This is a genomic window from Paracidovorax avenae ATCC 19860, from assembly GCF_000176855.2.
GTDB classification, from domain to species: domain Bacteria; phylum Pseudomonadota; class Gammaproteobacteria; order Burkholderiales; family Burkholderiaceae_C; genus Paracidovorax; species Paracidovorax avenae.
On the sequence record NC_015138.1, the window covers coordinates 897,955 to 923,704 of the forward strand.

General features: G+C 71.1%; 20 protein-coding genes. 7 read left to right on the forward strand and 13 right to left on the reverse strand.

What is annotated here, in order from left to right; all coding sequences use genetic code 11:
• Positions 1 to 299: 299 nt before the first annotated feature.
• The 5 genes from ACAV_RS03970 (at position 300) to ACAV_RS03990 (ending at position 8,587) form a co-directional block, all read left to right on the forward strand.
• Complete coding sequence (locus ACAV_RS03970; RefSeq protein WP_013593287.1) at positions 300 to 971, forward strand: response regulator transcription factor; 672 nt, start codon at positions 300 to 302, stop codon at positions 969 to 971.
• Entirely contained in the window at positions 968 to 2,401 is a 1,434-nt protein-coding gene (locus ACAV_RS03975; RefSeq protein WP_013593288.1) for a sensor histidine kinase, read from the forward strand. Before ACAV_RS03970 ends, ACAV_RS03975 begins: the two co-directional genes overlap by 4 nt.
• Positions 2,402 to 2,510: 109 nt before the next feature.
• Complete coding sequence (locus ACAV_RS03980) at positions 2,511 to 3,752, forward strand: efflux RND transporter periplasmic adaptor subunit (protein WP_013593289.1); 1,242 nt, start codon at positions 2,511 to 2,513, stop codon at positions 3,750 to 3,752.
• Between the two features lie 85 nt (positions 3,753 to 3,837).
• On the forward strand, positions 3,838 to 7,020 hold the full coding sequence (locus ACAV_RS03985; protein WP_013593290.1) for an efflux RND transporter permease subunit: 3,183 nt from the start codon (positions 3,838 to 3,840) through the stop codon (positions 7,018 to 7,020).
• Between the two features lie 160 nt (positions 7,021 to 7,180).
• On the forward strand, positions 7,181 to 8,587 hold the full coding sequence (locus tag ACAV_RS03990) for an efflux transporter outer membrane subunit (protein ID WP_013593291.1): 1,407 nt from the start codon (positions 7,181 to 7,183) through the stop codon (positions 8,585 to 8,587).
• A 19-nt stretch (positions 8,588 to 8,606) separates the two neighbouring features.
• Here the strand turns inward: ACAV_RS03990 and ACAV_RS03995 are convergent, their stop codons facing one another.
• The 10 genes from ACAV_RS03995 to ACAV_RS04040 form a co-directional block, all read right to left on the reverse strand.
• Entirely contained in the window at positions 8,607 to 9,818 is a 1,212-nt protein-coding gene (locus ACAV_RS03995) for a DUF2252 domain-containing protein (RefSeq protein WP_013593292.1), read from the reverse strand.
• Between the two features lie 116 nt (positions 9,819 to 9,934).
• Complete coding sequence (locus ACAV_RS04000; RefSeq protein ID WP_013593293.1) at positions 9,935 to 10,723, reverse strand: ABC transporter ATP-binding protein; 789 nt, start codon at positions 10,721 to 10,723, stop codon at positions 9,935 to 9,937.
• Positions 10,724 to 10,728: 5 nt separating this feature from the next.
• A complete protein-coding gene (locus ACAV_RS04005) occupies positions 10,729 to 12,018 on the reverse strand; it encodes an SfnB family sulfur acquisition oxidoreductase (protein ID WP_013593294.1) in 1,290 nt (429 codons plus the stop codon).
• Between the two features lie 40 nt (positions 12,019 to 12,058).
• Complete coding sequence (locus tag ACAV_RS04010; RefSeq protein ID WP_013593295.1) at positions 12,059 to 13,378, reverse strand: ABC transporter substrate-binding protein; 1,320 nt, start codon at positions 13,376 to 13,378, stop codon at positions 12,059 to 12,061.
• Between the two features lie 54 nt (positions 13,379 to 13,432).
• Positions 13,433 to 14,551 carry a branched-chain amino acid ABC transporter permease gene (locus ACAV_RS04015; RefSeq protein WP_013593296.1) on the reverse strand — a complete coding sequence of 373 codons (1,119 nt, stop codon included), beginning with the start codon at positions 14,549 to 14,551 and terminating at the stop codon, positions 13,433 to 13,435.
• On the reverse strand, positions 14,548 to 15,441 hold the full coding sequence (locus ACAV_RS04020) for a branched-chain amino acid ABC transporter permease (RefSeq protein ID WP_013593297.1): 894 nt from the start codon (positions 15,439 to 15,441) through the stop codon (positions 14,548 to 14,550). The genes ACAV_RS04015 and ACAV_RS04020 overlap by 4 nt, the downstream gene beginning before the upstream one ends.
• On the reverse strand, positions 15,441 to 16,250 hold the full coding sequence (locus ACAV_RS04025; RefSeq protein ID WP_013593298.1) for an ABC transporter ATP-binding protein: 810 nt from the start codon (positions 16,248 to 16,250) through the stop codon (positions 15,441 to 15,443). Before ACAV_RS04025 ends, ACAV_RS04020 begins: the two co-directional genes overlap by 1 nt.
• A 40-nt stretch (positions 16,251 to 16,290) precedes the next feature.
• The gene (gene sfnG, locus ACAV_RS04030) at positions 16,291 to 17,421 is read right to left on the reverse strand and encodes a dimethylsulfone monooxygenase SfnG (RefSeq protein WP_013593299.1); all 1,131 of its coding nucleotides are present in this window, start codon (positions 17,419 to 17,421) and stop codon (positions 16,291 to 16,293) included.
• A gap of 75 nt (positions 17,422 to 17,496) precedes the next feature.
• Positions 17,497 to 18,081, reverse strand: a complete 585-nt coding sequence (gene msuE, locus ACAV_RS04035) for an FMN reductase (protein WP_013593300.1) — start codon at positions 18,079 to 18,081, stop codon at positions 17,497 to 17,499.
• Between the two features lie 221 nt (positions 18,082 to 18,302).
• Positions 18,303 to 19,487 (reverse strand): acyl-CoA dehydrogenase family protein, encoded by a 1,185-nt coding sequence (locus ACAV_RS04040; RefSeq protein WP_013593301.1) that lies wholly within the window; start codon positions 19,485 to 19,487, stop codon positions 18,303 to 18,305.
• A 426-nt stretch (positions 19,488 to 19,913) separates the two neighbouring features.
• On the opposite strand from ACAV_RS04040, the gene ACAV_RS04045 reads away from it, so the two are divergent.
• A complete protein-coding gene (locus tag ACAV_RS04045) occupies positions 19,914 to 21,170 on the forward strand; it encodes an acyl-CoA dehydrogenase family protein (RefSeq protein WP_013593302.1) in 1,257 nt (418 codons plus the stop codon).
• A 5-nt stretch (positions 21,171 to 21,175) separates the two neighbouring features.
• Positions 21,176 to 22,297, forward strand: coding sequence for a sigma-54 interaction domain-containing protein (locus ACAV_RS04050; protein ID WP_013593303.1), 1,122 nt, complete (start codon positions 21,176 to 21,178; stop codon positions 22,295 to 22,297).
• Positions 22,298 to 22,345: 48 nt separating this feature from the next.
• Here ACAV_RS04050 and ACAV_RS04055 read toward each other — a convergent pair whose 3' ends face one another.
• The 3 genes from ACAV_RS04055 to ACAV_RS04065 all read right to left on the reverse strand — a co-directional run bounded on the left by ACAV_RS04055 (position 22,346) and on the right by ACAV_RS04065 (position 25,749).
• Complete coding sequence (locus ACAV_RS04055; RefSeq protein WP_013593304.1) at positions 22,346 to 23,125, reverse strand: enoyl-CoA hydratase; 780 nt, start codon at positions 23,123 to 23,125, stop codon at positions 22,346 to 22,348.
• A gap of 62 nt (positions 23,126 to 23,187) precedes the next feature.
• The gene (locus ACAV_RS04060) at positions 23,188 to 24,981 is read right to left on the reverse strand and encodes a M61 family metallopeptidase (protein ID WP_013593305.1); all 1,794 of its coding nucleotides are present in this window, start codon (positions 24,979 to 24,981) and stop codon (positions 23,188 to 23,190) included.
• Positions 24,982 to 25,008: 27 nt separating this feature from the next.
• Positions 25,009 to 25,749: a DsbC family protein gene (locus tag ACAV_RS04065; RefSeq protein WP_013593306.1), complete on the reverse strand. Its 741-nt coding sequence runs from the start codon at positions 25,747 to 25,749 to the stop codon at positions 25,009 to 25,011.
• Position 25,750: the final 1 nt, after the last annotated feature.

Genomic DNA, 25,750 nt, shown 5'->3' on the forward strand with positions numbered 1-25,750 from the left:
CCTTCATAACCTCGGCAGGGCGCCGAGTAAGTGAGAACGGTTCTCAGTCTAACTGAGTCGAGGTGGGCTGTCAGGACGCACCTGCGATGCACGCTCCTGATGGTGGCGCCTCTGCCTGAGACGATGGCATGCCCAGGCTGCAGGGCTTTTTTCTCCGGGTGGCCGTGCAGTGCGCGAGGCCGCGGCCAATAATCCCGGCCATGTCCGAAACGTCCGGCCCGGTGCTCCCGTGATCCACCTCCCGATTCTTCCGCTTTCCGTTCGCCGCAGCCGGCCGTGCCGCGGGGGGCGGAACTGACATGCGCATCCTCGTCGTCGAAGACGACCCCGCGCTCAGGCTCGGCATCCGCCGGATGCTGCAGTCCGAGGGCTGGCAGGTGGATGTCGCCAATGATGGCGAGCTGGCCCTGACGGCGGTGGCCACGGCCGAATACGAGGCGGCGGTGCTGGACCTGGGCCTGCCGCGGCGCGACGGCTTCGAGGTGCTGCGCCGCTGGCGGGAGCAGCGGCGCGACCTGGCGGTGCTGATCCTCACGGCCCGCGACGAGCTGGACCAGCGCGTGCGCGGCCTGAACGAAGGGGCGGACGACTTCCTGGCCAAGCCGTTCGAGGCGCAGGAATTGGTCGCCCGCCTGCGGGCGATCACGCGGCGGCGCAGCAAGGGGCTCATGACCAATGTGCTGCGCATCGGCGACCTGAGTTTCGATACCGAGAGCCGGGAGCTGCGCCTGCGGGAGGAGCGGCTGCCGCTGAGCCCGCGCGAGGCCGCGCTGGTGGAGCTGCTGATGGCGTCGCCCGGCAAGGCGGTGGCCAAGAGCCGGATCGTTTCCGCCATGTCCACCTGGGAGACGGATTTCAGCGCGAACGCGGTGGAGATCTACATCCTGAAGCTGCGCCGCAAGCTCGCCGGCAGCGGCGTGGCCATCGTCACGGTGCGCGGCGTCGGCTATGCCATGGAGGCCGAGCCGTGACGCGGCCGCTGCCGTGGCCGCTGCACGGCGCCAACAGCCTGCGGCGCAAGCTGGTGGCGCCGCTGCTGTGGACCTGGATCGCCTCGGCCGTGGCGGCGTCGCTGGCGGCGTTCTGGCTGACCGGCCGGGCGACCCAGCTGGTGCTGGACCGCGTGCTGCGCGACGATGCCGTGGCGCTGGCGTCGCAGATCCAGTGGAACCCGGACGGGCCCGTGCTGGCCATCGATGCCCGCACGGCGTCGTCCATGGTCTATGACTCTTTCGCGCCGTCGCACTTCACGCTGCGCACCGACGACGGGGCCGTGCTGGCCGGCAATGCCGAGCTCGCCCTGCCGCCGCAGCGGGGCGACCGGCAGGGCGATGCCGACGGATCGTTCTTCTTCGAGCACGACACGCCCTGGGGGCGGCTGCGGCAGGTGGCGGTGCATGCACGCCATGCCGGCTCGCCGGGGGTGTGGGTGATCGTGGGCGAGTCGGTGGCCAAGCGGCAGATGCTGACCCGGGAGCTGGCGCAGTCGATCTTCCTGCCGGTCGCGGTGCTGGGGTTCGTGATCGTGCCGCTGGTGCTGTTCGGCGTGCGCCGCGGCCTGCAGCCGGCCCGTGCCGTGGGCGACGCGATGGGGCGGCGCGGCATCGACGACCTGTCCCCCCTGCCGCTGGAGGACGTGCCCGACGAACTCCGCAGCATGGTGCAGCACACCAACGACCTGCTGCGGCGCCTGGGGGAATCGGTCGATTCGGAGCGCCGCTTCATCTCGGATGCCGCGCACCAGCTGCGCACGCCCGTGGCCGGCATCCATCTGCTGGTGGAAGACCTGCGCCGGGTGTACCAGGCCGACCCGGCGCAGCCGCCCGATGCGGAGGTGCTGTTCGAACTCCATTCGGCCGCAGACCGGGCCACGCGGCTGGTGCGCCAGCTGCTGTCCCTGGCCCACGGCGGGGTGGATGCCGGCGCGGCGGTGGAGCCCGTGGCCCTGGCGCCGTTGGCGCTGCGTGCCATGGAACGCTACGCGGCGGCAGCGGCCGAAGCGGGCAAGTCGGTCGAGGCCGGCGACGGCCTGCGGGAGGACGGGTACCGCGCGCAGGCCCTGGCGCTGCCGCTGCTGCTGGAAGAGGCGCTGGCGAATGTGCTGGACAACGCCATCCGCTATGGCGGCCGGCGCATCCGCGTGGACCTGGTGCCCGAGCCCGGGCTGCCCGGTGGTGGATGGTGCCTGCAGGTGGACGACGACGGGCCGCCGCTGCCGCAGGCGCACCGCGAGGCCATGCTGGCGCCGTTCTGGCGCGCAGGCGAATCCGGCTCGGAAGGCTCCGGCCTGGGCCTGCCCATCGCCCTCAAGGCCCTGCGCCGCATGGGGGGCGACCTGCCCGTGCCCGAGGTGCCGCCCGGCGGGGGCACCCGGGTGCGGCTGCTGCTGCGCGCCACCTGAGCGCGGCATGCCGCAGGCCTGCGGGCATTAAGCCAACGATAAGGGTTTCCCCCGAAGAATCGCTCCGCCCGCAGGCCTCGCGGTGAGGCCTCGCCACAGGAAGCGATCCATGAAGTCCACGTTCCCGAACCTGCGCAAGCGCCTGGCCTGGTGTGGCGGCGCGGCCCTGCTGACCGCCGTCGCCGCAGCGGCGGTGCTGGTGCTGCTGCCTTCCAGGGAGTCGGCCGCCGCCGATGCGCCTGCGCCGTCGCTACCGGAGCTGTCGCGGTCCGGCAAGGTGGCCGACGGCGTGGTGCGCGTCTCCTCCAGCCAGGCGGCCACGCTGGACCTGGGGCCGGCGGAGCGGCGCGCCTTCGAGGACGTGCAGCAGGCCATCGGCAACATCGACTTCAACCAGGACCGCACGGTGCCCGTCTCCACCGCCTATGCGGGCCGCATCGCGCGGGTGCTGGTCAAGGCCGGCGACACCGTGCGCGCGGGGCAGACGCTCTACACGGTGAACGTGCCCGACATCGCGCAGGCCGCATCGGCGCTGGTATCGACCGCCGGCACGCTGCGCTCGGCCACCGAGACCCTGCGCCGCGCGCAGGCGCTGGTGGGCGACAACAGCATCGCGCAGAAGGAATACCAGCAGAACCTGTCGGACCAGCAGGCGGCCGATGCGGCGTACCGCGCAGCGCGCAAGACGCTGCAGCTGTTCGGCCTGGCCGAGGCCGACATCCAGCGCATCGAGCGCGACCACGCCATCGATGTCGAGATGCCGGTCAAGAGCCCGATTGACGGCCGCGTCGTCGCGCGGTCCGCCCAGCCGGGGCTGCTGACCCAGCCCGGCGCGTCGCCCGCGCCGGTCACGGTGTCGGACGTGCGCACGCTCTGGATGGTGGCCAGCGTGCCCGAGTCGGATTTCTCGCACTACCAGGTGGGCCAGCCGGTGAGCGTGCATGTGCAGGCGTGGCCGGGCCGGGCCTTCACCGGCCGCATCAGCTACGTGGGCGATACGGTGGATGCCAGCACTCACCGTTTCGTGGTGCGCGCCGACGTGGCCGACCCCGATCGTGCGCTGCGCCCGCAGATGCTGGCGGACTTCCGCATCACGCTCGCGCCGCCGCAGGAGGCCGCCGCGGTTCCGGCGACGGCCGTGGTGCGCGAAACCTCGGGCGACAACGTGGTCTGGGTAGCCGAGGGCGCCAAGGACCCACTGGGCGTGCGGCTGCAGCGCCGCGCCGTCGCCGTGGGGCGCAGCGATGGGGGCCAGGTGCAGGTCACGGCCGGCCTGCAGCCGGGCGACCGCATAGCGCGCCGCAATGCGCTGCTGCTGAGCAACCTGTACGAGACCGGCGCCGCCGAGTAGCCCTTTCACTCCAGGCCGCCGGCCACCCGCTGCGTTCCCCGCACGCCAACTCTCCGCCCACCGATCCTCCGCAGGAGCCCGTCCCGTGTTTCGCCCCCTTCTGGCCTTCGTGCTCTCGCGCCGGCCCATCGTGCTGCTGGGCCTGCTGGCCTTCATGGCCGCCGGCATCCTCGCCTTCCTCCACCTCAACGTGGAGGCCTATCCCAACCCGGCGCCGGTGATCCTGGAGATCACGGCGCAGGCGCCCGGCCAGTCGGCCGAGGAAATGGAGCGCTACTACACCCGGCCGATGGAAGTGGGCCTGGCCACCACGCCGGGCGTGGACAACATCCGCTCGACCTCGTTCTACGGCCTGTCGTTCGTGCGCGTCACCTTCAAGTACGGCACCGACTATTACTTCGCGCTCACCCAGGTGGCCAACAACCTGCAGGCCAACGTCAGCCTGCCGAACAGCGTGCAGCCGCAGATCCAGGCGTCCAGCCTGGTGGGCGAGATCCTGCGCTACCAGGTCAAGGGGCCACCGGGCATGGGCCTGACGCAGCTGCGCACGCTGCAGGACTGGGTGATCCAGCGCCGGCTGCTCACGGTGCCCGGCGTGGCGCAGGTGGTGACCTGGGGTGGCACCACGAAGGAATACCACGTGGAGCCGGACGCGAAGCTGCTGGAGTCGCGCGGCGTGACGCTGCAGCAGCTGATATCCGCCATCGGCAATGCCAACCTCAACGTGGGCGGCCGTGCGATCAGCGTGGGCGACCAGTCGGTCAACATCCGCGGCCTGGGTGCAGTCGAGAGCCTGGCCGACATCGGCAACGTGGTCATCACCCAGCAGAACGGGCTGCCCATCCAGGTCAAGGACGTGGCGCATATCTCCGAGGGCACGGTGCCGCGCCTGGGCGAGGCCGGACGCGACGACCAGAACGACGTGGTGACCGGCGTGGTGATCATGAACCGCACGCTGCACACCAAGGACGTGATGGAGCGCGTGCAGCAGGCAGTGGAGAAGATCAACGGCGACCACAGCCTGCCGCCCGGCGTGCACCTGGCGCCGTACTACGACCGCTCGGCGCTGGTGAACGTGACCACGCACACGGTGCTGCACAACCTGGTGTTCGGCTGCCTGCTGGTGTTCCTCATCCAGTGGATCTTCCTGGGCGACCTGCGCAGCGCGGTGATCGTGAGCGTGAACATTCCGTTCGCGCTGTTCTTCAGCATCATGATCCTGGTGCTGACCAACGAATCGGCCAACCTGCTGTCGCTCGGGGCGGTGGACTTCGGGATCATCGTGGATTCGGCGGTGATCCTGGTGGAGAACGTGTTCCGCAACTTCCAGCGCAGCCGCGGCGACCGTGCGACGTCGCTGCGTGCGCTGGCGCGCGAGCCCGACGGGGCAGCACTGACACCCGCCACGGGCTGGACGGCGCGCCTGCGCACCATCTACCTGAGCGCCCGGCAGGTGGACAGCTCGGTGCTGTTCTCCACCTGCATCACCATCGCCGCGTTCACGCCGCTCTTCACCATGCAGGGGGTGGAAGGGCAGATCTTCGGGCCCATGGCGCGCACCTACGGCTACGCCCTGGCGGGCGCGCTGCTGGCCACCTTCACCATCACGCCGGTGCTGGCGAGCTACCTGCTGCCGCGCAAGGTGGAAGAGAAGGAGACGCTCATCGTGCGCGCCATCCACCATGCCTACCGCCCGGCGCTGCACTGGGTGCTGGCCCATGCGCGCACCACGGTGGCGATCGGCTGCGTGGCGCTGCTGGCCGGGGGGCTGCTGGCGACGCGGCTGGGCAGCGAGTTCCTGCCGGCGCTGGAAGAAGGCAACCTGTGGATACGCGCCTCCATGCCGCCCACCATCTCGCTGGAGGCCGGCACCGAGCAGGTCAACCGCATGCGGGCGCTGATCAAGGCCTATCCGGAGGTCGTCACCGTGGTCTCGCAGCACGGCCGGCCGGACGACGGCAGCGATGCCTCGGGCTTCAATAACGTGGAGCTGTTCGCGCCGCTGAAGCCCTTCGGCGATTGGCGGCCCGGCATGACCAAGGAGCGCCTGGTCACCGAGCTGCAGTCGAAGTTCGAGAGCGCCTTTCCGGGCGTAGGCTTCAATTTCTCGCAGTACATCCAGGACAACGTGGAAGAGGGCCTGTCGGGCGTGAAGGGTGCCAACTCGGTCAAGATCATCGGGCCCGACCTGCCCACGCTGGAGAGGCTGGCCGACGAGGTGATGGGCGTGATGCGGCAGGTCGATGGCGTGGCCGACCTGGGCACCTTCCACACGCTGGGCCAGCCGAACATGAACATCCACATCGACCGGGCCCGCGCCGCCCGCTACGGCCTGAACACGGGCGACGTGAACGCCACCATCCAGGCCGCGCTGGCCGGCACCAATGCCACCACGGTGCTGGAGGGCGACCGGCAGTTCGGCCTGACGGTGCGCTTCCCGAAGGAGCAGCGCGGCAGCATTGACGCGGTGCGGGCGCTGCGCATCGGCTACACCACGAGCGGCGGCGGCACGGCCTTCATCCCGCTGACCGACGTGGCCACGATCTCGGTGGATACGGGCGCGACCTACATCTACCACGAGAGCAACGAGCGCTACATCCCGATCAAGTTCAGCGCGCGCGGGCGCGACCTGGGCAGCACGGTGTCGGAGGTGCAGCGCAAGGTGGCCGAGCAGGTACAGCTGCCCGAGGGCTACCGCATCACCTATGCCGGCGAGTTCGAGGAACTGCAGCAGGCCAAGGCGCGCATGATGGTCGCCATCCCGCTGGCCGTGGCGCTGATCGTGGTGCTGCTCTACGCGCTCTTCAGCAACTTCGCGTACAGCCTGCTCACGCTGGCGGCGGTGCCCTTCACCGTGCTGGGCGGGGTGCTGGCGCTCTGGATCTCGGGGCAGGTGCTGAGCGTGTCGGCCATCATCGGCTTCATCTCGCTGCTGGGCGTGTCGGTGATGGACGGCATCCTGATCCTGACCTGCTTCAAGGAACTGCGCGCAGCGGGCCGCAATGCCCTGGACGCGATCACCGAAGCGTACGAGAGCCGCATGCGGCCGCTGCTGATGACGGCGCTTTCGGCCTGCATCGGGCTGTTCCCGGCCGCCCTGTCGCACAGCATCGGCAGCGAGGTGCAGCGGCCGCTGGCTACCGTGGTGGTGGGCGGCATGCTGATCGGGCCGCTGTTCCTGCTGCTGGTCGTGCCGGCGCTGCGCCTGTTGGTGCTGCGGCGCATGAAGTCGTCGAACCGCCGGCAAGGCCTGGGAGGCAAGAGATGAGGTACATCCCCCTGAGCGGCTTTGCCGCTTCCCCCTTCTCTCCGTGCGCTGCGCGCCCGGGGAAGGGGGACGACGCCAGCGCGGCGGGGCGGCCCTTGCGCGGCGTCTGCTGGACTGGGGCCGCGCAGACTTTCAGGCAGTGCGCCATGGGGGGGCGGATATGACCACGATCTTTGAACGGACGTTCTGCGCGGCTTGCGTGTCGCTGGCCCTGGCCGGGTGCGCGGTGGAGCCCGACTACACCGCGCCGGCCACGCCGGCCCCGGCGTCGCTCACCCGCGATGCGCTGGCACTGCCGCTGCAGCCCGGGCCCGTGGCGCAGGACTGGTGGACGGTGTTCGGCAGCGCGCCGCTCGATGCCCTGGTGGCCGAGGCGCTGGCGCACAGCCCCACGGTCGATGCCGCGCGCGCCACGCTGCGTGCGGCGCAGGAGAACGTTGCCGCCCAGCGCGGGCTGTTCTATCCGCAGGTGCAGGCCAGCCAGAACAACACGCGGCAGAACACGGGGAAAACCCAGTCGTCGCCGCTGAATTCGGGCGACACGGTGTTCAACTACCACACCGCGCAGCTCAGCGTGGCCTACACGCCCGACCTGTTCGGTGGCAACCGGCGGCAGGTCGAATCGCTGCAGGCGTCGGCCGAGCAGCAGCGCTGGCAGCTGGAAGGCGCGCGCCTGACGCTGGCGAGCAACCTGGTCGGCGCCGTGCTGCAGGGGGCGATGCTGGCCGAGCAGGTGGAACTGACCGACAAGGCCGTGGCCGCGATGCAGGAGCAGTTGCGCGTGATGCGCAACCTGCAGCGCGCCGGCTATGCCAGCGGCCTGGACGTGGCGACGCAGGAGAACCTGCTGGGCCAGGCGCAGCAGGCGCTGCCGCCGCTGCAGAAGCAGCTGGAGCAGACCCGCAACCTCGTGGCGGTGCTGGCGGGCCGCACGCCCGACGCCGTGCTGCCACTGCCGCGGCTGGCGGAGCTGGCCCCGCCGCCTCTGCCCCAGGCCGTGCCGTCGCAGCTGGTGGCACAGCGGCCCGATGTGCGCGCGGCCGAGAGCGCGCTGCATGCGGCCAGCGCGTCGATCGGTGTGGCGGAGGCGGCGCGCTTTCCCCAACTGTCGCTGACGGCGGCGCTGGGTGGCGGGGCCACGGATTTCGGCCGCATGTTCTCCGCGGGCAACGCGGTCTGGTCGCTGGGTGCGGGGCTGCTGATGCCAATCTTCGACGGCGGGACGCTCGCGGCGCGCCAGCGCGCGGCCGAAGCGCAGTTCGATGCGGCGGCGGCGCAGTACCGCGGCGCGGTGCTGACCGCGTTCCAGAACGTCGCGGACACGCTGTATGCGCTGTCGATCGACCAGCGGGCCCTGCAGGTGGCGAATGCCAGCGTGGAGGCCACCCGGTCCGGCTACGAACTCACGCGCTCGCAGCTCGCGCAGGGCTATGCCTCGCGGCCGTCGCTGCTGGCCGCCGAGCAGGCCTGGCGGCAGGCGCAGGCCGCGCGGGCCGCTGCCTACGGCACGCTGCTGGGCGACAGCGTGGCGCTGTACCAGGCGGTGGGCGGCGGCGTCCAGCCGTGAAGCCGGCGCCCGTGTGCTGTCAGGGCCGGAACACGCCGTCGTCGTAGGCGGCGTTGTAGTCGGCCGCGTCGCGCAGCGTCTTCTCGGCCATTTCCGCTGCAGCGGCCTGCAGCTTGGCCTGCCACTTGCCGCGGCGCGCGTAGTCGATCAGCTCGTCCGCGATGGCCGAGCCCTGGCGGCCCGCGCTGCGCAACTGGCCCCAGGCGACCAGCCTGCCCATGGTGGCGACGACACCGCGGATGTCGGCGAGCTTCTGGCTGGCGCCGGCGATCGTCACGCGGTCCTCCAGGGGCTGCAGGCCGCGCAGCACATAGGGCCGCCCACCCATCTCCACCGGCTGCAGGAACGCCATGGAAACGGCCTGCACGCGCCGCTGCACGGCCACCACCCGCTCGGCCTGCGAGCCCCAGCGGGGCTGCTTCGTCTTCAGGTGCGGGACCAGCGAGGATGGCAGGGCCTGCTTGAGGTCCAGCAGGTAGTTGCCATCGGGCGAGCCCTTGCCTTCCACGAGGATGGCGTAGCGGTCCACGCCCAGGCTGCCGGTGCCGGCGATGCGGCGGGCCACGTCGAGCACGCGGAAGAAGTGCGGGAAATGCGGATCGTGCGGCTGCGTCCTGGCGAAGTCTTCCATGAAGCCCATCACCTCGGCGCGCTGGGCGTCGGAGGCAGGCAGGGCCTTGCGGCCGTCGGTGCGCAGCGTGCGCTTGCGGCCTTTTTTCACCGTGCGGCCATCGAGGAAGGTGGCGCGCTGCCGGTCCCGCAACCCGTCCAGCAGGGTGCGGACCAGTCCCTGCGCGGTCTGCGGCTCCACCCAGTAGGCCTTGCCGTCGCCCAGCGCATGCACATAGGCGGACAGGAAGGCCGTGCAGAGCGCTTCCACCGCAAGGGGCTCGAGCTGCAGGCTGCCGGCGCCCACCCGCAGGCTGGCCAGCAGCCGCACGAGGTCCCAGGTGGCGGGGGCGAGCGCGGCTTCGTCGAAGTCGTTCAGGTCGAAATACGCGATGCGGTGCTGGCCCTTGTAGCTGCCGAAGTTCTCCAGGTGCAGGTCGCCGCAGCACCAGGCGGGCGGGGCCGACTTGAAGATGCCGCCCCGCGGCAGGCGGGCGTAGAACAGGTGGCAGGTGCCGCGCAGGAAGACGAAGGGATCGCTGCGCATGCGCTCGTACTTGAGCGCCAGTCGTTCCGGGTCGCGGCCCGCGTTGTAGTGGAGGATTTCCTGTACGGCGTCCATGGAGAGGAACTCGGCTGTAGGGAACCCCATTGTGCGCCCGCTGGCGGCCGTGCGGGCCCTGGAAGCCCCCTCGTGCCCGTTGTGCCTTCCCGCCGCGCCGCTGCACCGCCGCGGCCTCAGGCCGCCTGCGCCCATTCCTGCGCCGGCATGCCTTCGCCGAAGTACAGCGCCCGGATGTCGGCGCGCCCGCGCAGGTCCGCGGCGCTGCCGCACAGGGCGCTGCGGCCGGTCTCGAGCACGGTGGCCCGGTGGGCGTGGCGCAGCGCCACGGTGGAGTTCTGCTCGGCGATGAGCAGCGTCAGGCCTTCCTCGCGGTTGAGGCGCGCCAGCTCGCGGAAGATGTCCTCCACGGTGCGGGGCGCGAGACCCATGCTGGGTTCGTCCAGCACCAGCAGGCGGGGCCGCGCCATCAGCGCGCGGCCGATGGCGGCCATCTGCTGTTCGCCGCCGGAGGCGAGCCCGGCGGGCGTGCGGCGCAGGGCGTGCAGGCGTGGAAAGGCGGCATAGACGCGTTCCAGGTCCTGCGCGAACCGCGAGCGCGGCGCGCCGCCGCCCAGGCCGCCGGCGACGAGGTTTTCCTCGATCGTGAGCGACGGGAAGCAGTGCCGGCCCTCCAGCACGGGCACGAGGCCGCTGCGCACCAGCATATCCGGCGTGGCGCGCAGCACGTCGGCGCCCGCGAAGGCGATGCTTCCGCGCGCGACCTGGCCGCGCAGGGCCGGCAGCAGTTGGGAGACGGCGCGCAGCACCGTGGATTTGCCCGCGCCGTTGGCGCCCAGCAGGGCGTGGATCTCGCCGGCCCGCACGTCCAGGCTCACGCCCTGCAGCGCGGCGATGGCGCCGCGGTAGTGCACATGCACGTCCTGCAGGCGCAGCAGGGGTGCGCCGTCGTCCTGTGCGGCCATGGCGCTCAGCTCCAGGCGTGGAAGGGCGGCTTCACGCCGTTCAGGTGGTAGTTGCCCACGATGGCGTACTTCCACCGCACCGGGTCGTGCAGCGTGTGGGTGCGCGCGTTGCGCCAGTGGCGGTCCAGGTGGTACTGGCCCAGCGTGGAGCGCGTGCCGGCGAGCTCGAAGAGCTTGTTGGCGGCCTGCAGGGCGATCTCGGTGGAGAGCACCTTGGCCTCGGCCACCGCGATCTGCGCGGCGGCCACGGTGTCCGCATCGGGCGTGGCCAGCGCGCGGTCGATGGCGCGGCCCGCGCGCTCCAGCAGCGCCTCGCTCGCGTGCAGGCGGATCTGCAGGTCGCCGACCGCGTGGATGGTGTAGGGATCTTCGGCGGCGGTATCGCGCTGGCTGTCCACCCAGGGGCGGGTCTTGGTGCGCACGAAGTCCTGGGTGTCCTCGATCGCGTTGCGGGCAATGCCCACGTCCACCGCGGCCTGGATGATCTGGAAGATCGCGCCGTCCGCGGAGGGCCGGTCGTAGCCCTTCCAGGCCGGCACGAGGTGGGTGCGGGGCACGCGCACCCGGTCGATGAGCACGGTGCCGCTCAGCGTGGTGCGCTGCCCGAAGCTGCTCCAGTCGTCGATGACCGACAGGCCGGGTGCGTCGCGCTCGGCGATGGCATACCAGGCGCGGCCCTGCGGATCGTTGGCCACGATGGGCACGTAGTGCGCCAGCAGCGCGCCGCTGGAGTAGAACTTGCGACCGCTTACCACGACGTGGTCGCCGTCCTCCACGAAGCGGGTCTCGAAGTCCGCGGCGCGGCGCGAGCCCGATTCGGAGAAGGCGTTGCCGAAGCGCGCGCCCGCGAGGATCTCGCCGAACAGCAGGCGCTGCTGCGCCTCGTCCGACACGGTGCGGATGGCGGCCACGATGCCCAGGTGGTTCTGGGTGATCTGTCCGATGGACGGGTCGGCCGCGGAGATGATCGCGATGACCTCCGCCAGCGTGGCGTACGACACCTCCGCGCCGCCATGGGCGCGGGGCACGTTGATGGCCCAGAGCCCGCTCTGGGAATAGGCATCGATCTCCTCCACCGGCCAGAGGCGGTCGCGGTCGCGCAGCGCGGCGCCCTCGCGGAAGCGCTCGGCCAGGCCGTGGGCGATGGCGATGGCCTCGGCGTCATCGCGGATCACGTGGGCCGGGGCCTTGGGGCGCGGCAGCCCCGGCACGGGCTGGCCGGGCTGCAGGGCCGCCTGCAGGGCATGCGGGCGGACGGGCTGTTCGGTGGCGGGGCTCTGGAGCACGGCGGACATGGTGGTTCCTCCTGGTGGCGTGGGTTGGGCGAGGGCGAAATCAGTCGTCGATGCTGCGGCGCAGCGGGATCTTCCGGTCGCGGGCATAGGCTTCGGAGGACGCCTCGATCAGCGGCCGCAGCAGCTTCCAGTCCGGCGCGATCCAGTCGGAGACCACCTTCCACTGCCTGCCGTCCCATTGCTGGAAGGCCACGCGGCCGTCGCCTTCGTGGTTGTCCCAGGTCACGTGGATGGAGTGGAAGAGGCCCTTGGCGCCGAGCGCCGCGGCGCGCGCCTCGTCGATGCGCAGGTTCTCGAAGCCCCAGCGCACTTCGTCGCCGGTGAGGGTGCGCCGGCCGAATTTCGCCTGCGCGATGCGCACGGCCTCGACGTTGAGGATGCCGTTGAGCACCCCGAGGTTGTGATAGACGCTGCCGATGCGGCGCTGGTCCTCGAGGTTGCCCTTGCCCGCGGCGTACACGGTCTTGCGGATCTCCTGCAGCACGGGGTACTGGTCGCCCGCCGCCACCGTGGTGATGGCGGTGTAGCCCTTGGCGGCGTCGCCCGCTGGCAGCACGTCTTCCTCGGAGTTGGACCAGACGTTGCCGATGATGCGCGTGGCGGGGAAGCCCGTCTTCTGCGCGGTGCGCAGGGCCACGGGGTTCATCACGCCCCAGCCGCGCAGCACCACGTAGTCGGGCCTGGCGCGGCGGATGGCCAGCCACTGCGACTGCTGCTCGTTGCCGGGGTGCGGCACCTCGATCTGCTGCAGCGTGAAGCCGTACTGCTTCGCCAGCAGTTCGTAGATGGGGATCGTCTCCTTGCCGTAGGGCGAGCCGTGGTAGAGCACCACGATCTTCCTGCCCTTGAGCTTGTCCGCGCCGCCTTCCTTGGCGGCGATGTAGTTCACGATGCCCGAGGTCTCGCTGTAGGGGTTGAGCAGGAGCGGGAAGGCGTACTTGAACACGCGGCCGTCGGTGGTGTCGGTGCGGCCGTGGTTGATGGTGACGAGCGGCACCTTGTCGGCGGTGACGCGGTCCAGCATGGCGTAGGCGATGCCCACGGAGAGCGGGTTCCAGGCGGCGATGCCGGGGCGGGTCTTGAAGCGCTCGTACACCTCCACGCCGCGCTCCACCTCGTACTGCGTCTCCCCTTCCGCCCAGGTCAGCTTCACGCCGCCCACGCCGCCGTCGCGCAGGTTCACCAGGTTCAGGTAGTCGATGAATCCGCCGAAGAAGCCCGTGCCCCCGGCGGCGTACGGGCCGACGCGGTAGCTCTGCAGCGGGAAGAACTGCTCGTCGGCCCGGACGGGCTGCACGGCGAGGGTGGCGGTGGCGGCCAGCGCGAGGGCAGCGGCGCGCAGGTGCGGAAGAAGGCGCATGGAAGACAACTCCTGGAGGACGGTGGTGAAGCGATGGAAAGGGAGGGGAGGGGGTCAGCGCGGGGACTGCGGGAAGAGCGCGGCGATGCGGCGCGTGCAGGCCTGCCGCAGGCGTGTGCTGAGTGCCGCCAGGCCTTCGGGCTCTGCGATGAGGAAGCCGATGATCAGCACGCCCAGCACGATGCGCTGGACCATCTCCAGCACGCCGGAATCGAACACCCCGCCGAGCGCCCAGCCGCCCAGGCGCGAGAGCAGCAGGGGCAATGCGACCATGAGCGCCGCGCCGAGGAAGGCGCCGCGGAGGGTGCCGAGCCCGCCCAGGATGACGATGAAGAGGATCTGGAAGGAGCGGTCGAGGTTGAAGCCCGCGGGCTCCACGGTGCGCAGGTACACGAAGGCCCAGAGCACCCCGGCCACGCCGACGATGAAGGACGAGACGGCGAAGGCCAGCAGCTTGGTGCGCAGCACCGGGATGCCGATCACGCGGGCGGCCAGTTCGTTGTCGCGCACGGCGATGAAGTGCTGGCCGGTGCGCGTGGACACCAGCCGCCATGCAGCCGCCGTGAGCAGCGCCACCACGGTGAGCGCGAACAGGTAGCGCGCGGCGGGTGTATCGAAGACCCAGGGCCCCACGCGCAGCGCGGGCGCGTCCACCACGCCGGAGCGGCTATCGAGGGTGAACCAGCCGAAGCGGGTGAGTGCCCACTGCACGAAGAACTGCGCGGCCAGTGTGGCGACGGCGAGGTAGAAGCCCCGCAGCCGCAGGCTGGGCAGGCCGAATACGAGCCCCACCGCCGTGGCGCACAGGCCACCCAGCAGCATGCCGGCGGGCAGCGGCAACCCGGGCACCCGCAGCTGCAGGTTCAGGGCCGCGAACGCGCCCACCGCCATGAAAGCCGCCGTGCCCAGCGAGAGCTGGCCGGCATATCCCGTGAGCAGGTTCAGGCCCACCCCGGCGAGCGACAGCACCAGGAAGGGCAGCAGGATGGCGTCGAACCAGTAGGGCGTGGCCAGCGCGGGCACGAGCCCGTAGGCCAGCGCCAGCAGCGCGGCGGCGGGCAGCCAGCGCGGCGCCACGCGGCCGGCGGGGGCCGCCAGTGTGTCCGCCGGGGAGGCCGCGGCCGGAGCCTGGTGGGCTGCAGCGGCGGGAGGCAGGATGGCGCTCATGGTCATGCCCTTTCCACGAGGCGCTGGCCGAACAGCCCCTGCGGGCGCACCAGCAGGAAGACGAGGGCGACGGCATAGGCGAACCAGCCTTCGATGCCGCTGCCGACGATCGGGCCCAGGTACACCTCGGCCAGCTTCTCGAACGCGCCCACCAGCAGCCCGCCTACGATGGCCCCTGCGACCGAATCGAATCCGCCCAGCACCAGCACGGGCAGGGCCTTGAGCACCACGAGCGACAGCGAGAACTGCACTCCCAGGCGCGCGCCCCACAGCAGCCCGGCGGCCAGCGCGATCACGCCGGCCGCGGCCCACACGGCGGCCCACACCCGGGGCAGGCGCAGGCCCACGGCGAGCGCGGCGAAGGTGTCGTCCGCCACGGCCCGGAAGGCGAGGCCCGTGCGGGTGAAGCGGAAGAAGGCCGACAACAGGGCCACCAGCGTGCCCGCGCACGCGGCGGCCACGAGGTCGAAGCGCGAGACCAGCATGCCGGCGATGTCCAGCGGCGTGTCTTCGATGCCCAGGTCCAGCGCGTGGACCTGCGTGCCCCACGCGAGCTGCGCCACGCCCTCGATCACGTAGGACAGGCCCAGCGTCGCCACGAACAGCGCCATCGGGGAGCGGCCGGCCAGCGGCCGCAGCACGGTGCGCTCGATGGCCAGCCCGAGCAGCACCATGAATGCCAGGGTGGCCGCGAGCGCCAGCGCGAACGGCATGCCGCGCTCGACGAGGCTCACGAAGGTGAGCGCCGCGAGCAGCAGTTGCGCGCCCTGCGCGAAGTTCAGCACGCCCGAGGTCTTGTAGATGAGCACGAAGCCGATGGCCACGAGCGCATACATCACGCCCGAGAGCAGGCCGCCCACGAGCACTTCGGCGAAGAAGGTGAAATCCGCATCCATCACGCGCCCTCCGCTTCGGTGCCGGCATGCTCCACGCCCAGGTAGGCATCGATCACGGCGGGGTCGTTGCGCACCTCCGCGGGCGTGCCGTCGGCGATCTTGCGGCCGTGGTCCAGCACCGCCACCCGGTCGGAGAGGCCCAGCACCACGCCGATGTCGTGCTCGATGAGCAGGATGGCGGTGCCGAACCGGTCGCGCGCCGCGCGCACCAGTCCGGCCATGTCGCGCTTTTCCGAAAGCGTCATGCCGGCCATGGGTTCGTCCAGCAGCAGCAGGCGCGGCGCGGCGGCCAGCGCGCGGGCCAGTTCGACGCGCTTCTGCAGCCCGTAGGGCAGGGTGGAGGCAGGCCGTTCGCGCACGGCCTGCAGCCCCAGGAAGTCCAGCACCGCATCCGCCTGCGCGGCCGTGTCGCGGCGGGCTGCGCGGGCACGGGGCGCATCCGCCCATTGCTCGACCCAGCTGCCCTGCGGGCCGGTGCAGCCCAGCGCCACGTTGTCACGCACCGAGAGGCCCCGGAACAGCGCGAGGTTCTGGAAGGTGCGCGCCACGCCCAGCCGCGCCAGGCGCTGCGTGGGCACGTGCGCGAATTCCTCCGCGCCCAGCCGCACGCGGCCGCTGTCCGGGCGGTACAGGCCGCACACCACGTTGACCAGCGAGCTCTTGCCGGCCCCGTTGGGGCCGATGACGGCGCGGATCTCGGCGGGGGCGATGTCGAGGTCGATGTCCGACAGCGCCTGCACGCCGCCGAAGGAGAGGGCGACATGCCGCAACTGCAGCACGGTAGCCGGGGTGGGCGGGAACATGGCCATGGCGGTGGGCGATGTGCTGGGGGCGGGATGTGCCGGGGCGTCAGGCTTCCGCGGTCTCCAGGGCGGGCTGCGTCCGCGGCTGCGCGGCGGCCTGGCGGGCCTCCAGCTCGCGCACCAGCGGCAGCACCTTGCGTCCGAAGTACTCCACCTCTTCGATGAAGTGCAGGAAGCCGGTCAGCACCAGGTCCACGCCGATGGCCTTGAGCGCGACGATGCGTTCGGCGATCTGCTGCGGCGTGCCGATCAGGTTGGTGCGGAAGCCGTCGTTGTATTGCACGAGGTCTTCGAAGGTGGAGGTCGCCCAGTTGCCTTCCCCTTCCGGCGAGGAACGGCCGGCCTGCTTCGCGGCGTCGCCGAAAGCCTGCACCGCTTCCACGTGGGCGTGGCGGATGATGTCCTGCAGCACGGCCTGGGCCTCTTCCTCGGTATCGCGGGCGATCACGAAGGCGTTCACCCCGATGCGCACCGTGTGGCCGTTGGCCCGGGCCTTGGCCTGGATGTCGTCGATCTGGGCCTGGAGTCCCTCGGGCGTGTTGCCGTTGGTGAAGTACCAGTCGGACACGCTGGCCGCGTTGTCGCGCGCGGCGCGGGAGCTGCCGCCCTGGAAGATCTCCGGATGGGGCTTCTGCAGCGGCTTGGGGCTGAGCGTGTAGTCGTTGAAGCGGTAGAAGTCGCCCTTGAAGGTGAAGTGGTCCTGCGTCCAGATGCCCTTGAGCGCGCGGATGAATTCGTTGGAGCGGCGGTAGCGCTCGTCGTGCTCCAGCCAGGGCTCGCCGATGGCCTGGAACTCGCCCTTGAACCAGCCGCTTACCACGTTGATGCCGATGCGGCCGCCCGAGATGTGGTCGATGGTGGCGATCTGCTTGGCCACCACGGCCGGGTTCCACGGGCCCGGCAGGATGGCCGCCAGCACCTTCAGCCGCGTGGTGGCGTGCAGCAGGGCCTGGCTGAACGACACGGACTCGTGCTGGTGCTCCGCGCCGTAGCCCGCCGTGAAGCGGATCTGGCTCAGGGCGTATTCGAAGCCGGCTTGTTCCGCCGCCACCGCCAGCCGCTGGTTGTATTCCAGGCTCCAGTCGGTGCGCTGCTCGATGGTGCTCACGACCAGGCCGCCGCTGACGTTCGGCACCCAGTAGGCGAATTTGACGGGCTCGTTGCGGGATGTGCTCATGGTGAAGGCTCCTTGGATGGGATGGAGGGCAGGGGCGTGCAAAGTGGGGTGCTGGTGGGCGGTGCGGTCCGGTCCTCAGGCCACGGCAGCCAGCGCGGGGCGCGCCGGTGCGGAGCCTTCCCGCCCCGCACGCAGCAGCGGCAGCGCGCGTTCCACCGCCAGGGCGGCGCGGTCCAGCAGGGCCGCGTCGGTGATGCGGTAGTCGGTGAAATCCTTGTCGGTGCCGTACACGCCCAGGGGCAGGGTGCGTGCCTGGAAGAAGCTGAAGAGCGGGCGCAGCTGGTGGTCGATCACCAGCGCGTGGCGCTCGCTGCCACCCGTGGCGGCCAGCAGCACCGGCAAGTCCACCAGGGCTTCGTGGTGCACGAAGTCGAAGAAATGCTTGAACAGGCCCGAGTACGTGGCCCGGTACACCGGGCTGCCCACCACGAGCACGTCGGCCTGTTCGACGGCGGCGATGTCGGCCTCCACCTCCGGCGGCAGCTGGTTGCGGTAGAGGGCGCCCGCCAGGCGCGGGCCGACCGTGCCGAGTTCGATGGTGCGCACGCGGATGGGAACGGCGTCACCGATCCTTTCGACGAGGTGCTCGACGAGCGCGAGGGTGCGCGACGGGCGCTGGAGACTGCCGGAGACGGCGACGAGATTCAGGGTGCGGGCCATGGTGATCCATTCGTTGCGGTGAAGGGGGCGGCACCGCGGCGCGGTGTCCGTCCTGCCTTCAGCAGCTTGCGTGCCAGAGATTTTTTCCTTTGAAATCAATGGCTTGCGCATTCGCTATCACGCAACGGGTGTGTGCTGCACAGCACGCTGCTGTCGCGTTGCTGCAGGATCAGCAGCCCGCCGGGAAACGTGCATGCATATGCGTTTCCCGCAGCAGCGGATCAGGAATAGAAGGAAGGCTCGGGCCGCTGCCCGTGCAGCGCCCACCGGCCCAGTTCGCGGCGCTTGTAGTCCTCCGGATCGTGCAGCGTGTGCACCCGCAGGTTGCGCCAGAAGCGGTCCAGGCGCAGTGCGGCCGTGGTGGCGCGCGGGCCGGTCACCTCGAAGAGCCGGTGCGCCACGTCGAGCGCGGCGCGGCCCGCGGCCACCTTGGCGGCCGCCACGGCCACGGCCACGTCGCCGCGCGCCCCGGGCGATAGCGCGAGCCCTTCGGACCATGCCGCGTCGAGCATCGCGGCCGCACGGTCCGCCAGCAGGCGCGCACCTTCGAGGGCCAGCCAGAAGTCGCCGTAATGGCCCAGCAGGTACGGGTCTTCGCCCGCCTGGTCCACGCCGGATGCATGCCACGGGCGCGCATGCTGCAGCGTGAAGCCGCGTGCTTCGGCCAGCGCGCCTTCGCCCAGCCCCAGGTACACGTGCGCCAGCACCAGCTGCGCCAGCAGCGGGCGCAGCGCCGCGAACGGGGAGGACAGGGGGCCCGGATCGGTGAGCAGCTCATGCGCCTGCACGCGCACCTGGTCGAAGACCACGCTGCCGCTGTCCGTCTGGCGCTGGCCGATGTTGTCCCAGTCGCCCTGCACCCCGATGCCCTGGCGGTCGGTCGGCACCACGGCGATCAGCAGCCTGCCCGAGGCATCGAACGCGGAAGCGAGCAGCCTGTCGGAATCGCCCGCGCCCGAGCAGAAACTCTTGCGGCCGTAGAACGACCACGAGCCGTCCGTCTGCTGCGTGGCCGCGGTGCCCCGGTCCAGCGGGTTGAGCGCGTTGCCCCAGAACCATTGCCGCGCCACGGTGGCCTCGAGCCAGGGCTGCCACTGCGCCGGCCGGCCGAAGAGCTGCGCCGTGGCCAGCAGCAGGTGGTGGAAGCCGAACACGTGGGCGACCGCGCTGTCCACGCGCGCGAAGTGGCGCACCACGCCCAGCACCTCGCTCCACGAGGCCCCCAGCCCGCCCAGGGATGCGGGAACGGACAGGGCCAGCAGGCCGCTTTCGCGCAGCAGGCGGCGCTCGTGCAGGGGCACGCCGCCGGCCTGGTCGCGCGCGACGGCCGTGGCTGCGAGGGATTCGACCATCCGGTCGCGGGCACCGTGCCAGTCCCGGTGCGCTTCGGCGGCGAAGTGCTTCATGGTCGCACTCCTTGCGCATGGGAGGCGGAGAGGTGCGGCGACCGGATTCGCACGGTGCCGCGGTGCCGGGGGCTGTGCAGAGGAGGGCCGCCGGGTGCGGCAGAAGGTATTGCGTGCATGGAGGAGTGGGTGCGTGGTGGATGGGAACAGCAGGCGTCGCAGGGTCCGTGCCATGGGCCCCCATGGGAAACGGCGTGGGAGCCTGCTGCGTGATCAGCAACTGCGGCGCCGGGCTGCTGCGGCAGTGTCTGCCAGGGTGCAGTTGCTGCTGCAGCCGCAAAACGTCTATCGATGCTTGGAATCCTTATTTGCCGCGGGGCATGCGGATTCCCAGAATTGCTGTTCAGGCAGCAGTTCCGTCATTCCGCCCGCGCCGCAGCCTTTCCCCGTGCCGCGGCGGAACCCTTATCGAGGAGAGAGCCCGACATGAGCCTTGCGACGATGCCAGCGCACGATCCCGCCGCCGACGGCGGGGACGCGGCCACCGCGGTGGCGGGTGATGGGCCGGACCGGCCCATCGTTCCCCCGGCGCCCGAGGCGGTCGCGCAGCGGCTGGCGGAGCAGTTCGCCCGGACGGCGGCCGAGCGCGACGAGCGCGGCGGCACCCCCAAGGCAGAGCGCGACGCCCTGCGCGACAGCGGCCTGCTGGCGATGAGCATTCCGGCCGCGCAGGGCGGCGGCGGGGCCGGCTGGCGCGAGACGCTGGAGGTGATCCGCATCCTGGCGCGCGCCGATTCGTCGCTGGCCCACCTGCTGGGCTTCCACCATTTGATGCTGGCCACCGCGCGCCTCTTTTCCCAGCCGCGCCAGTGGGAGCCCTGGTTCACGCAGACGGCGCGCCTGCGGTGGTTCTGGGGCAATGCCCTGAACCCGCTGGACGACCGCACGCAGCGCACGCTCCAGGGCGGCTGGAGCGAGTTCTCGGGCCGCAAGAGCTTCTGCTCGGGCGCGCTCGATTCCGAGATGCTCATCGCCTCCGCGCGCGATGCGGAGTCCGGCGAGCTGATCGTGGCGGCGCTGCCCACGGGGCGCACGGGCATCGCCGTGGCGCCGGACTGGAACAGCATCGGCCAGCGCCAGACGGACAGCGGCAGCGTCACCTTCGAGCGCGTGCGGGTGGAGCCGCACGAGATCCTGGCCGACCCGGGGCCGCTGGCGACGCCCTTCGCCTGCCTGCGGCCCCTGCTGGCGCAGCTCGTGCTCGCCAGCATCTACCTGGGCATCGCCGAGGGCGCCTTCCAGGACGCGCGCCACTACACGCTCCATGAGGCGCGGCCCTGGCGCAGCTCGGGCGTGGCGCGGGCGATGGACGATCCCTACGTGCTGGGCCACTACGGCGATTTCTGGGTGGGCCTGGAGAGCGTGCGCGTGCTGCTGGACCGCGCCGCCGGCCGTTTCGACGACGCCTGGGCGCGGGGGGCGGGCCTTACGGCCGCCGAGCGCGGCGACGTGGCCGTGGCCGTGGCGACCGCCAAGGTGGCCGCCACGCGCACCGGCCTGGACCTCTGCACCCGCATGTTCGACGTGGCCGGCGCACGCGCCACGCACGGCGGGCTGCGCCTGGACCGCCACTGGCGCAACCTGCGCACCCACACGCTGCACGACCCGCTGGCCTACAAGCTGCGCGAACTCGGGGAGTGGGCCCTGCAGCAGCGCCATCCCGATCCCAGCTTCTACTCCTGAACGCCATGTCCTCCCTGCACTTCCATACCGCCTTGCCCGAAGACGGCGACGCACCGGCCCGGCACCGGGAGGCGGCGCCGCTGCTCACGCTGCCCGGTGCCCGGGCCATGCCCACGTCGATCCGCGCCACCGCGCAGGTGTTCGAGGACCCGCGCTCCCTGGCGCTGCTCGAGCGCATCCGCCTCGTCGCGCCCAGCGAAGCCAACGTGCTCATCCTGGGCGAGACGGGCACGGGCAAGGAGCTGATCGCGCGCCACGTGCATGCGCTGAGCGCGCGGCGCGAAGGGCCGTTCGTGGCCGTGAACTGCGGTGCGCTGTCCGAAACGCTGGTGGAAAGCGAACTGTTCGGCCACGAGAAGGGGGCCTTCACCGGCGCCTTCACCGCCAAGGCCGGATGGTTCGAGGCCGCCAACGGCGGCACGCTGTTCCTCGACGAGGTGGGCGACCTGCCGCTGTCCATTCAGGTCAAGCTGCTGCGGGTGCTGCAGGAGCGCGAGGTGGTGCGGCTGGGCGCGCGCAGGAGCCTGCCGGTGGACGTGCGCGTGGTGGCCGCCACCAACGTGCGCCTGCAGGACGCCGTGGCCGCGGGGAATTTCCGCGAGGACCTGTTCTACCGGCTGCACGTGGTGGGCCTGGCGCTGCCCACGCTGCGCGAGCGGCCGGGCGACATCCTGCCGCTCGCGCGCCATTTCATCGACGAGTACCGGCACCGCCTGGGCTACGGCCCGGTGCGGCTCGACGGGGGCGCGGAGCGCAAGCTGCTCGCCCACGACTGGCCCGGCAACATCCGCGAACTGGAGAACGTGATCCACCACGGCCTGCTGATCTGCCGCCGCGGCGTGCTCCTGGCGGAGGACCTGCAGCTGTCGTCGCTGGGCCTGCAGCGCCGCCCCGCGGGCGAAGCGCAGGCGGAAGCGACGCCGCTGCAGGCGCTGGAGACGGCGTTGTCGGATTTGTTCCAGCAGCAGGGCGAGCAGCTGTACGAACGCATCGAGGAAACCGTGGTGCGCGCCGCCTTCGAGTTCTGCCACCGCAACCAGGTGCAGGCCGCGCGCCTGCTGGGCATCAGCCGCAACGTGCTGCGCGCGCGCCTGATCCGGCATGGGGACATCACTGCGGTGAGGTGACGGCCCCTCTAGCGGCTGCGCTGCTTCACCGATCTCGCCGCGCTGGACTCAGCGGTGCGTGAAGGCCGCCGGGCGCTTCTCCAGGAAGGCGGCCATGCCTTCCTTCTGGTCCTGCGTGGCGAACAGCGCGTGGAACAGGCGGCGCTCGTACATGAGGCCGTCGGAGAGCGAGCCTTCGAAGGCGCGGTTGACGGTTTCCTTGGCCGCCATGACGGCCACCTGCGAGAAGCCGGCGATCACCAGGGCAGCGCCCAGGGCTTCGTCCATGAGCTTGTCGTAGGGCACGACGCGGCTCACCAGGCCGGCGCGCTCGGCCTCCTGGGCATCCATCATGCGGGCGGTGAGGGCCATGTCCATGGCCTTGGACTTGCCCACGGCGCGCGGCAGGCGCTGCGTGCCGCCCGCGCCGGGAATCACGCCGAGCTTGATCTCGGGCTGGCCGAACTTCGCGTTGTCAGCCGCGATGATGAAGTCGCACATCATCGCCAGCTCGCAGCCGCCGCCCAGCGCGAAGCCGCTCACGGCCGCGATCACGGGCTTGCGGATGGAGCGGATGCGCTCCCAGTTGCGCGTGATGTAGTCGCCCTTGTAGGCGTCGGCGAAGCCGTACTTGGCCATCGCGCCGATGTCCGCGCCCGCCGCGAAGGCCTTCTCGCTGCCCGTGAGGATGATGCAGCCGATGCGTTCGTCGGCATCGAAGGCGGCCAGTGCGTCGCCCAGCTCGTCCATGAGCTGGTCGTTGAGCGCGTTGAGCTGCTTGGGGCGGTTCAGCGTGATGACGCCGACCTTGTCCGCCTCGGTGCGGACCTCGATGACTTCGTAGGCCAAGGGGTATCTCCTGGGTGTCGTTGTGGTGCGGACGACTATACCCAAGGGCCGCCTTCCGCGCCCTAGCCCGCGGCCATGCCCGTGTCCGGCTGGCCGTCCAGCCAGCGCCGTGCCAGGGGCGCCTCCGCCAGCGAGAGCGCGACGGTGTCGTCCGGCGCGCCGCCCTCGCGCTCCAGCGCCAGCGGCAGCCGCAGCACGCGGCGGTCGCGCGACACCAGCGCCGTGACGCGCTTTTCGCGGCCGGCATAGAGCGCGACATCGTCCAGCCGCTGCATGCGCCAGGTCTCTCCGTGCGCCTCCACGGCCAGCCACTCGTCGCCCGCGGAAAAACCGGCTTCCTCGGCCAGGCCGCCGCGCAGCACCACCTTCACCTGCAGGCCCTGGCCCTCGGACACCCGCAGGCCCAGCCGCTGCGCGGGCTGCGCCGCTTCCGCGCGCAGGGCCACGCCGTGCGCGGCCAGCATCTCGGCCAGGGGCAGGTCGCCGGTGCCGTGCACCCATTCGGCGATCTCGCGCGCGAAGGAGCGGCCCGAGAGGGCTTCGAGCACCGCCAGCAGGTCGTCTTCCGTCATGGGGCCGGCGTCGCAGCGGTCCCAGAGTGCCCGCATCACGTCGTCGAGCGTGGTGCGGCCCTCGCGGCGCAGCGCCAGGTCCAGGCACAGGCCGACGAGCGCGCCCTTGGTGTAGTAGCTCACCGTGGCGTTCGGCGTGTTCTCGTCCTGGCGGTAGTACTTCACCCAGGCGTCGAAGCTGGCGTCCGCCACGCTCTGCACCCGGCGCCCCGGCGTCTGCAGCACCTGGTTGATGTTCTTGGCGAGCAGGCGCAGGTAGGTGGCATCGTCGATCAGCCCGGCGCGGCGCAGCAGCAGGTCGTCGTAGTAGCTGGTGAAGCCCTCGAAGAACCACAGCAGGCGGGTGTAGTTCTCCTGGGTGTAGTCGTAGCCCGCCAGTTCGGCCGGGCGCAGGCGCTTGACGTTCCAGGTGTGGAAATGCTCGTGGCTGATGAGCCCGAGCAGCGTGGTGTAGCCCTCGGGCGTCCTGGCCTCGCCCAGGCGGGGCAGGTCGCGGCGGCTGCAGGCCAGGGCCGTCGAGTTGCGGTGCTCCAGCCCGCCGTAGCCGTCGTCCATCACGTTGAGCATGAACAGGTACTGCGTGTAGGGCGGCTTGCCGGCCCCGTGCCAGAAGCGGATGCCCGTCTCGCAGATGCGGCGCGTGTCGGCCACCAGGCGCTCGCCGTCGAACGAGGGCGCCGCGCCGGCCACGACCAGGCGGTGCGGCACGCCGCAGGCGGTGAAGCGGGCGCTCCAGAAGGGCCCCATCTCCACCGGGCAGTCCACCAGCTCGTCGTACGAGGCCGCGCGGTAGGTGCCGAAGCCCGCGCGCGTGGTCTTCTCCGCCGTGAGGCCCGTGGCCACCGACCAGTGCGACACCTCCGGCGTGGCGACGATCTCCAGGTCGTGGCGGGCATCCTCCTGGCCATGCACGCGCAGGCACAGGCTCGTGCCGTTGAAGAAGCCGCGCGACGAGTCCAGCCACGCCGTGCGCACCGAGCTGTCGTAGGCCCCGACCTCGTAGGTCAGCACCAGCGGCGCACCCTCGCGGCAGGCGGCCTGCCAGAGGCTCTTGCTGCGCTGCGCGAGCGCCACTTCCTGCCCGTCCTGGCGGGCGCGCAGGTTCTGCAGGTTCTTCGCGAACTCGCGCACCAGGTAGCTGCCGGGAATCCACACCGGCAGCGACAGCTCCTGCTGCGCGGCGGGGTTCTCCACCGTGAGGGTGACGTGGTAGATGCGCGCGTGCAGCTGCGCGGCTTCCACGCGGTAGTGGACGGCGGGGGCGTGCGATCGGTGGGCGGCCATGCGGTATCCGGAAGGGGCGGGGACAGGTCAGTTCGTGGCGGGGGCCGGGCCGGCGCCCGATCCTGCGTCGGCGAGGCGCTTTTCCACCTCGCGCGCGTCGATCGCGCCCGGCACGCGGGAGCCGTCGGTGAAGATCAGCGTCGGCGTGCCGGTGATCTTGTGCTTCTTGCCGAAGGCCAGGTTGCGCTGTACGGCGGCGGTGTCGCAGCTCGCGGCCGGCGTGGTCTTGTCGCGCACCATGTGGTCCTGCCACGCGGCCGCGCGGTCCTTGGAGCACCAGATGTTGCGCGACTTCTCGGCCGAATCGGGGCTCAGGATGGGATAGAGGAAGAGATAGACCGTCACGTTGTCCACGTTCTGCAGGTCCTTCTCGAAGCGCTTGCAGTAGCCGCAGTTCGGGTCCTCGAACACCGCGAGCTTGCGCTGGCCGTTGCCGCGCACGATGGTGAACGCGTCCTGGAAGGGCAGGGAGGCGAAATCCACCGCCGTGAGCTTGTTGATGCGGTCCTCGGTGAGGTTGCGGCGCGCCTTGGTGTCGATCAGTTCGCCCTGGATGAGGTAGTTGCCCTTGGCGTCGGTGTAGAACACATCGGTGCCGATGCGCACCTCGTACAGGCCCTGCATGGGCGTGGCGCGCACCTCGTCGATGTTCTGCAGCTGCGGAATGCGGCTGCCCAGCGTCTTGCGGATCGCCGATTCCTGGGCGTGGGCGCCGAAGCCGATGGTGAGCGCGGCGGCGCCGGCGAGCAGGGCGGGGATCAGTTTCATG

Bases quoted from the DNA above. Each gene is read 5' to 3' on its own strand.
- ACAV_RS03970 (WP_013593287.1), top strand. From the start codon at position 300: ATGCGCATCCTCGTCGTCGAAGACGACCCCGCGCTCAGGCTCGGCATC.
- ACAV_RS03980 (WP_013593289.1), top strand. From the start codon at position 2,511: ATGAAGTCCACGTTCCCGAACCTGCGCAAGCGCCTGGCCTGGTGTGGC.
- ACAV_RS03990 (WP_013593291.1), top strand. From the start codon at position 7,181: ATGACCACGATCTTTGAACGGACGTTCTGCGCGGCTTGCGTGTCGCTG.
- ACAV_RS03995 (WP_013593292.1), bottom strand. From the start codon at position 9,818: ATGGACGCCGTACAGGAAATCCTCCACTACAACGCGGGCCGCGACCCG.
- ACAV_RS04000 (WP_013593293.1), bottom strand. From the start codon at position 10,723: ATGGCCGCACAGGACGACGGCGCACCCCTGCTGCGCCTGCAGGACGTG.
- ACAV_RS04005 (WP_013593294.1), bottom strand. From the start codon at position 12,018: ATGTCCGCCGTGCTCCAGAGCCCCGCCACCGAACAGCCCGTCCGCCCG.
- ACAV_RS04010 (WP_013593295.1), bottom strand. From the start codon at position 13,378: ATGCGCCTTCTTCCGCACCTGCGCGCCGCTGCCCTCGCGCTGGCCGCC.
- ACAV_RS04015 (WP_013593296.1), bottom strand. From the start codon at position 14,551: ATGACCATGAGCGCCATCCTGCCTCCCGCCGCTGCAGCCCACCAGGCT.
- ACAV_RS04020 (WP_013593297.1), bottom strand. From the start codon at position 15,441: ATGGATGCGGATTTCACCTTCTTCGCCGAAGTGCTCGTGGGCGGCCTG.
- ACAV_RS04025 (WP_013593298.1), bottom strand. From the start codon at position 16,250: ATGGCCATGTTCCCGCCCACCCCGGCTACCGTGCTGCAGTTGCGGCAT.
- sfnG (WP_013593299.1), bottom strand. From the start codon at position 17,421: ATGAGCACATCCCGCAACGAGCCCGTCAAATTCGCCTACTGGGTGCCG.
- msuE (WP_013593300.1), bottom strand. From the start codon at position 18,081: ATGGCCCGCACCCTGAATCTCGTCGCCGTCTCCGGCAGTCTCCAGCGC.
- ACAV_RS04040 (WP_013593301.1), bottom strand. From the start codon at position 19,487: ATGAAGCACTTCGCCGCCGAAGCGCACCGGGACTGGCACGGTGCCCGC.
- ACAV_RS04045 (WP_013593302.1), top strand. From the start codon at position 19,914: ATGAGCCTTGCGACGATGCCAGCGCACGATCCCGCCGCCGACGGCGGG.
- ACAV_RS04050 (WP_013593303.1), top strand. From the start codon at position 21,176: ATGTCCTCCCTGCACTTCCATACCGCCTTGCCCGAAGACGGCGACGCA.
- ACAV_RS04060 (WP_013593305.1), bottom strand. From the start codon at position 24,981: ATGGCCGCCCACCGATCGCACGCCCCCGCCGTCCACTACCGCGTGGAA.
- ACAV_RS04065 (WP_013593306.1), bottom strand. From the start codon at position 25,749: ATGAAACTGATCCCCGCCCTGCTCGCCGGCGCCGCCGCGCTCACCATC.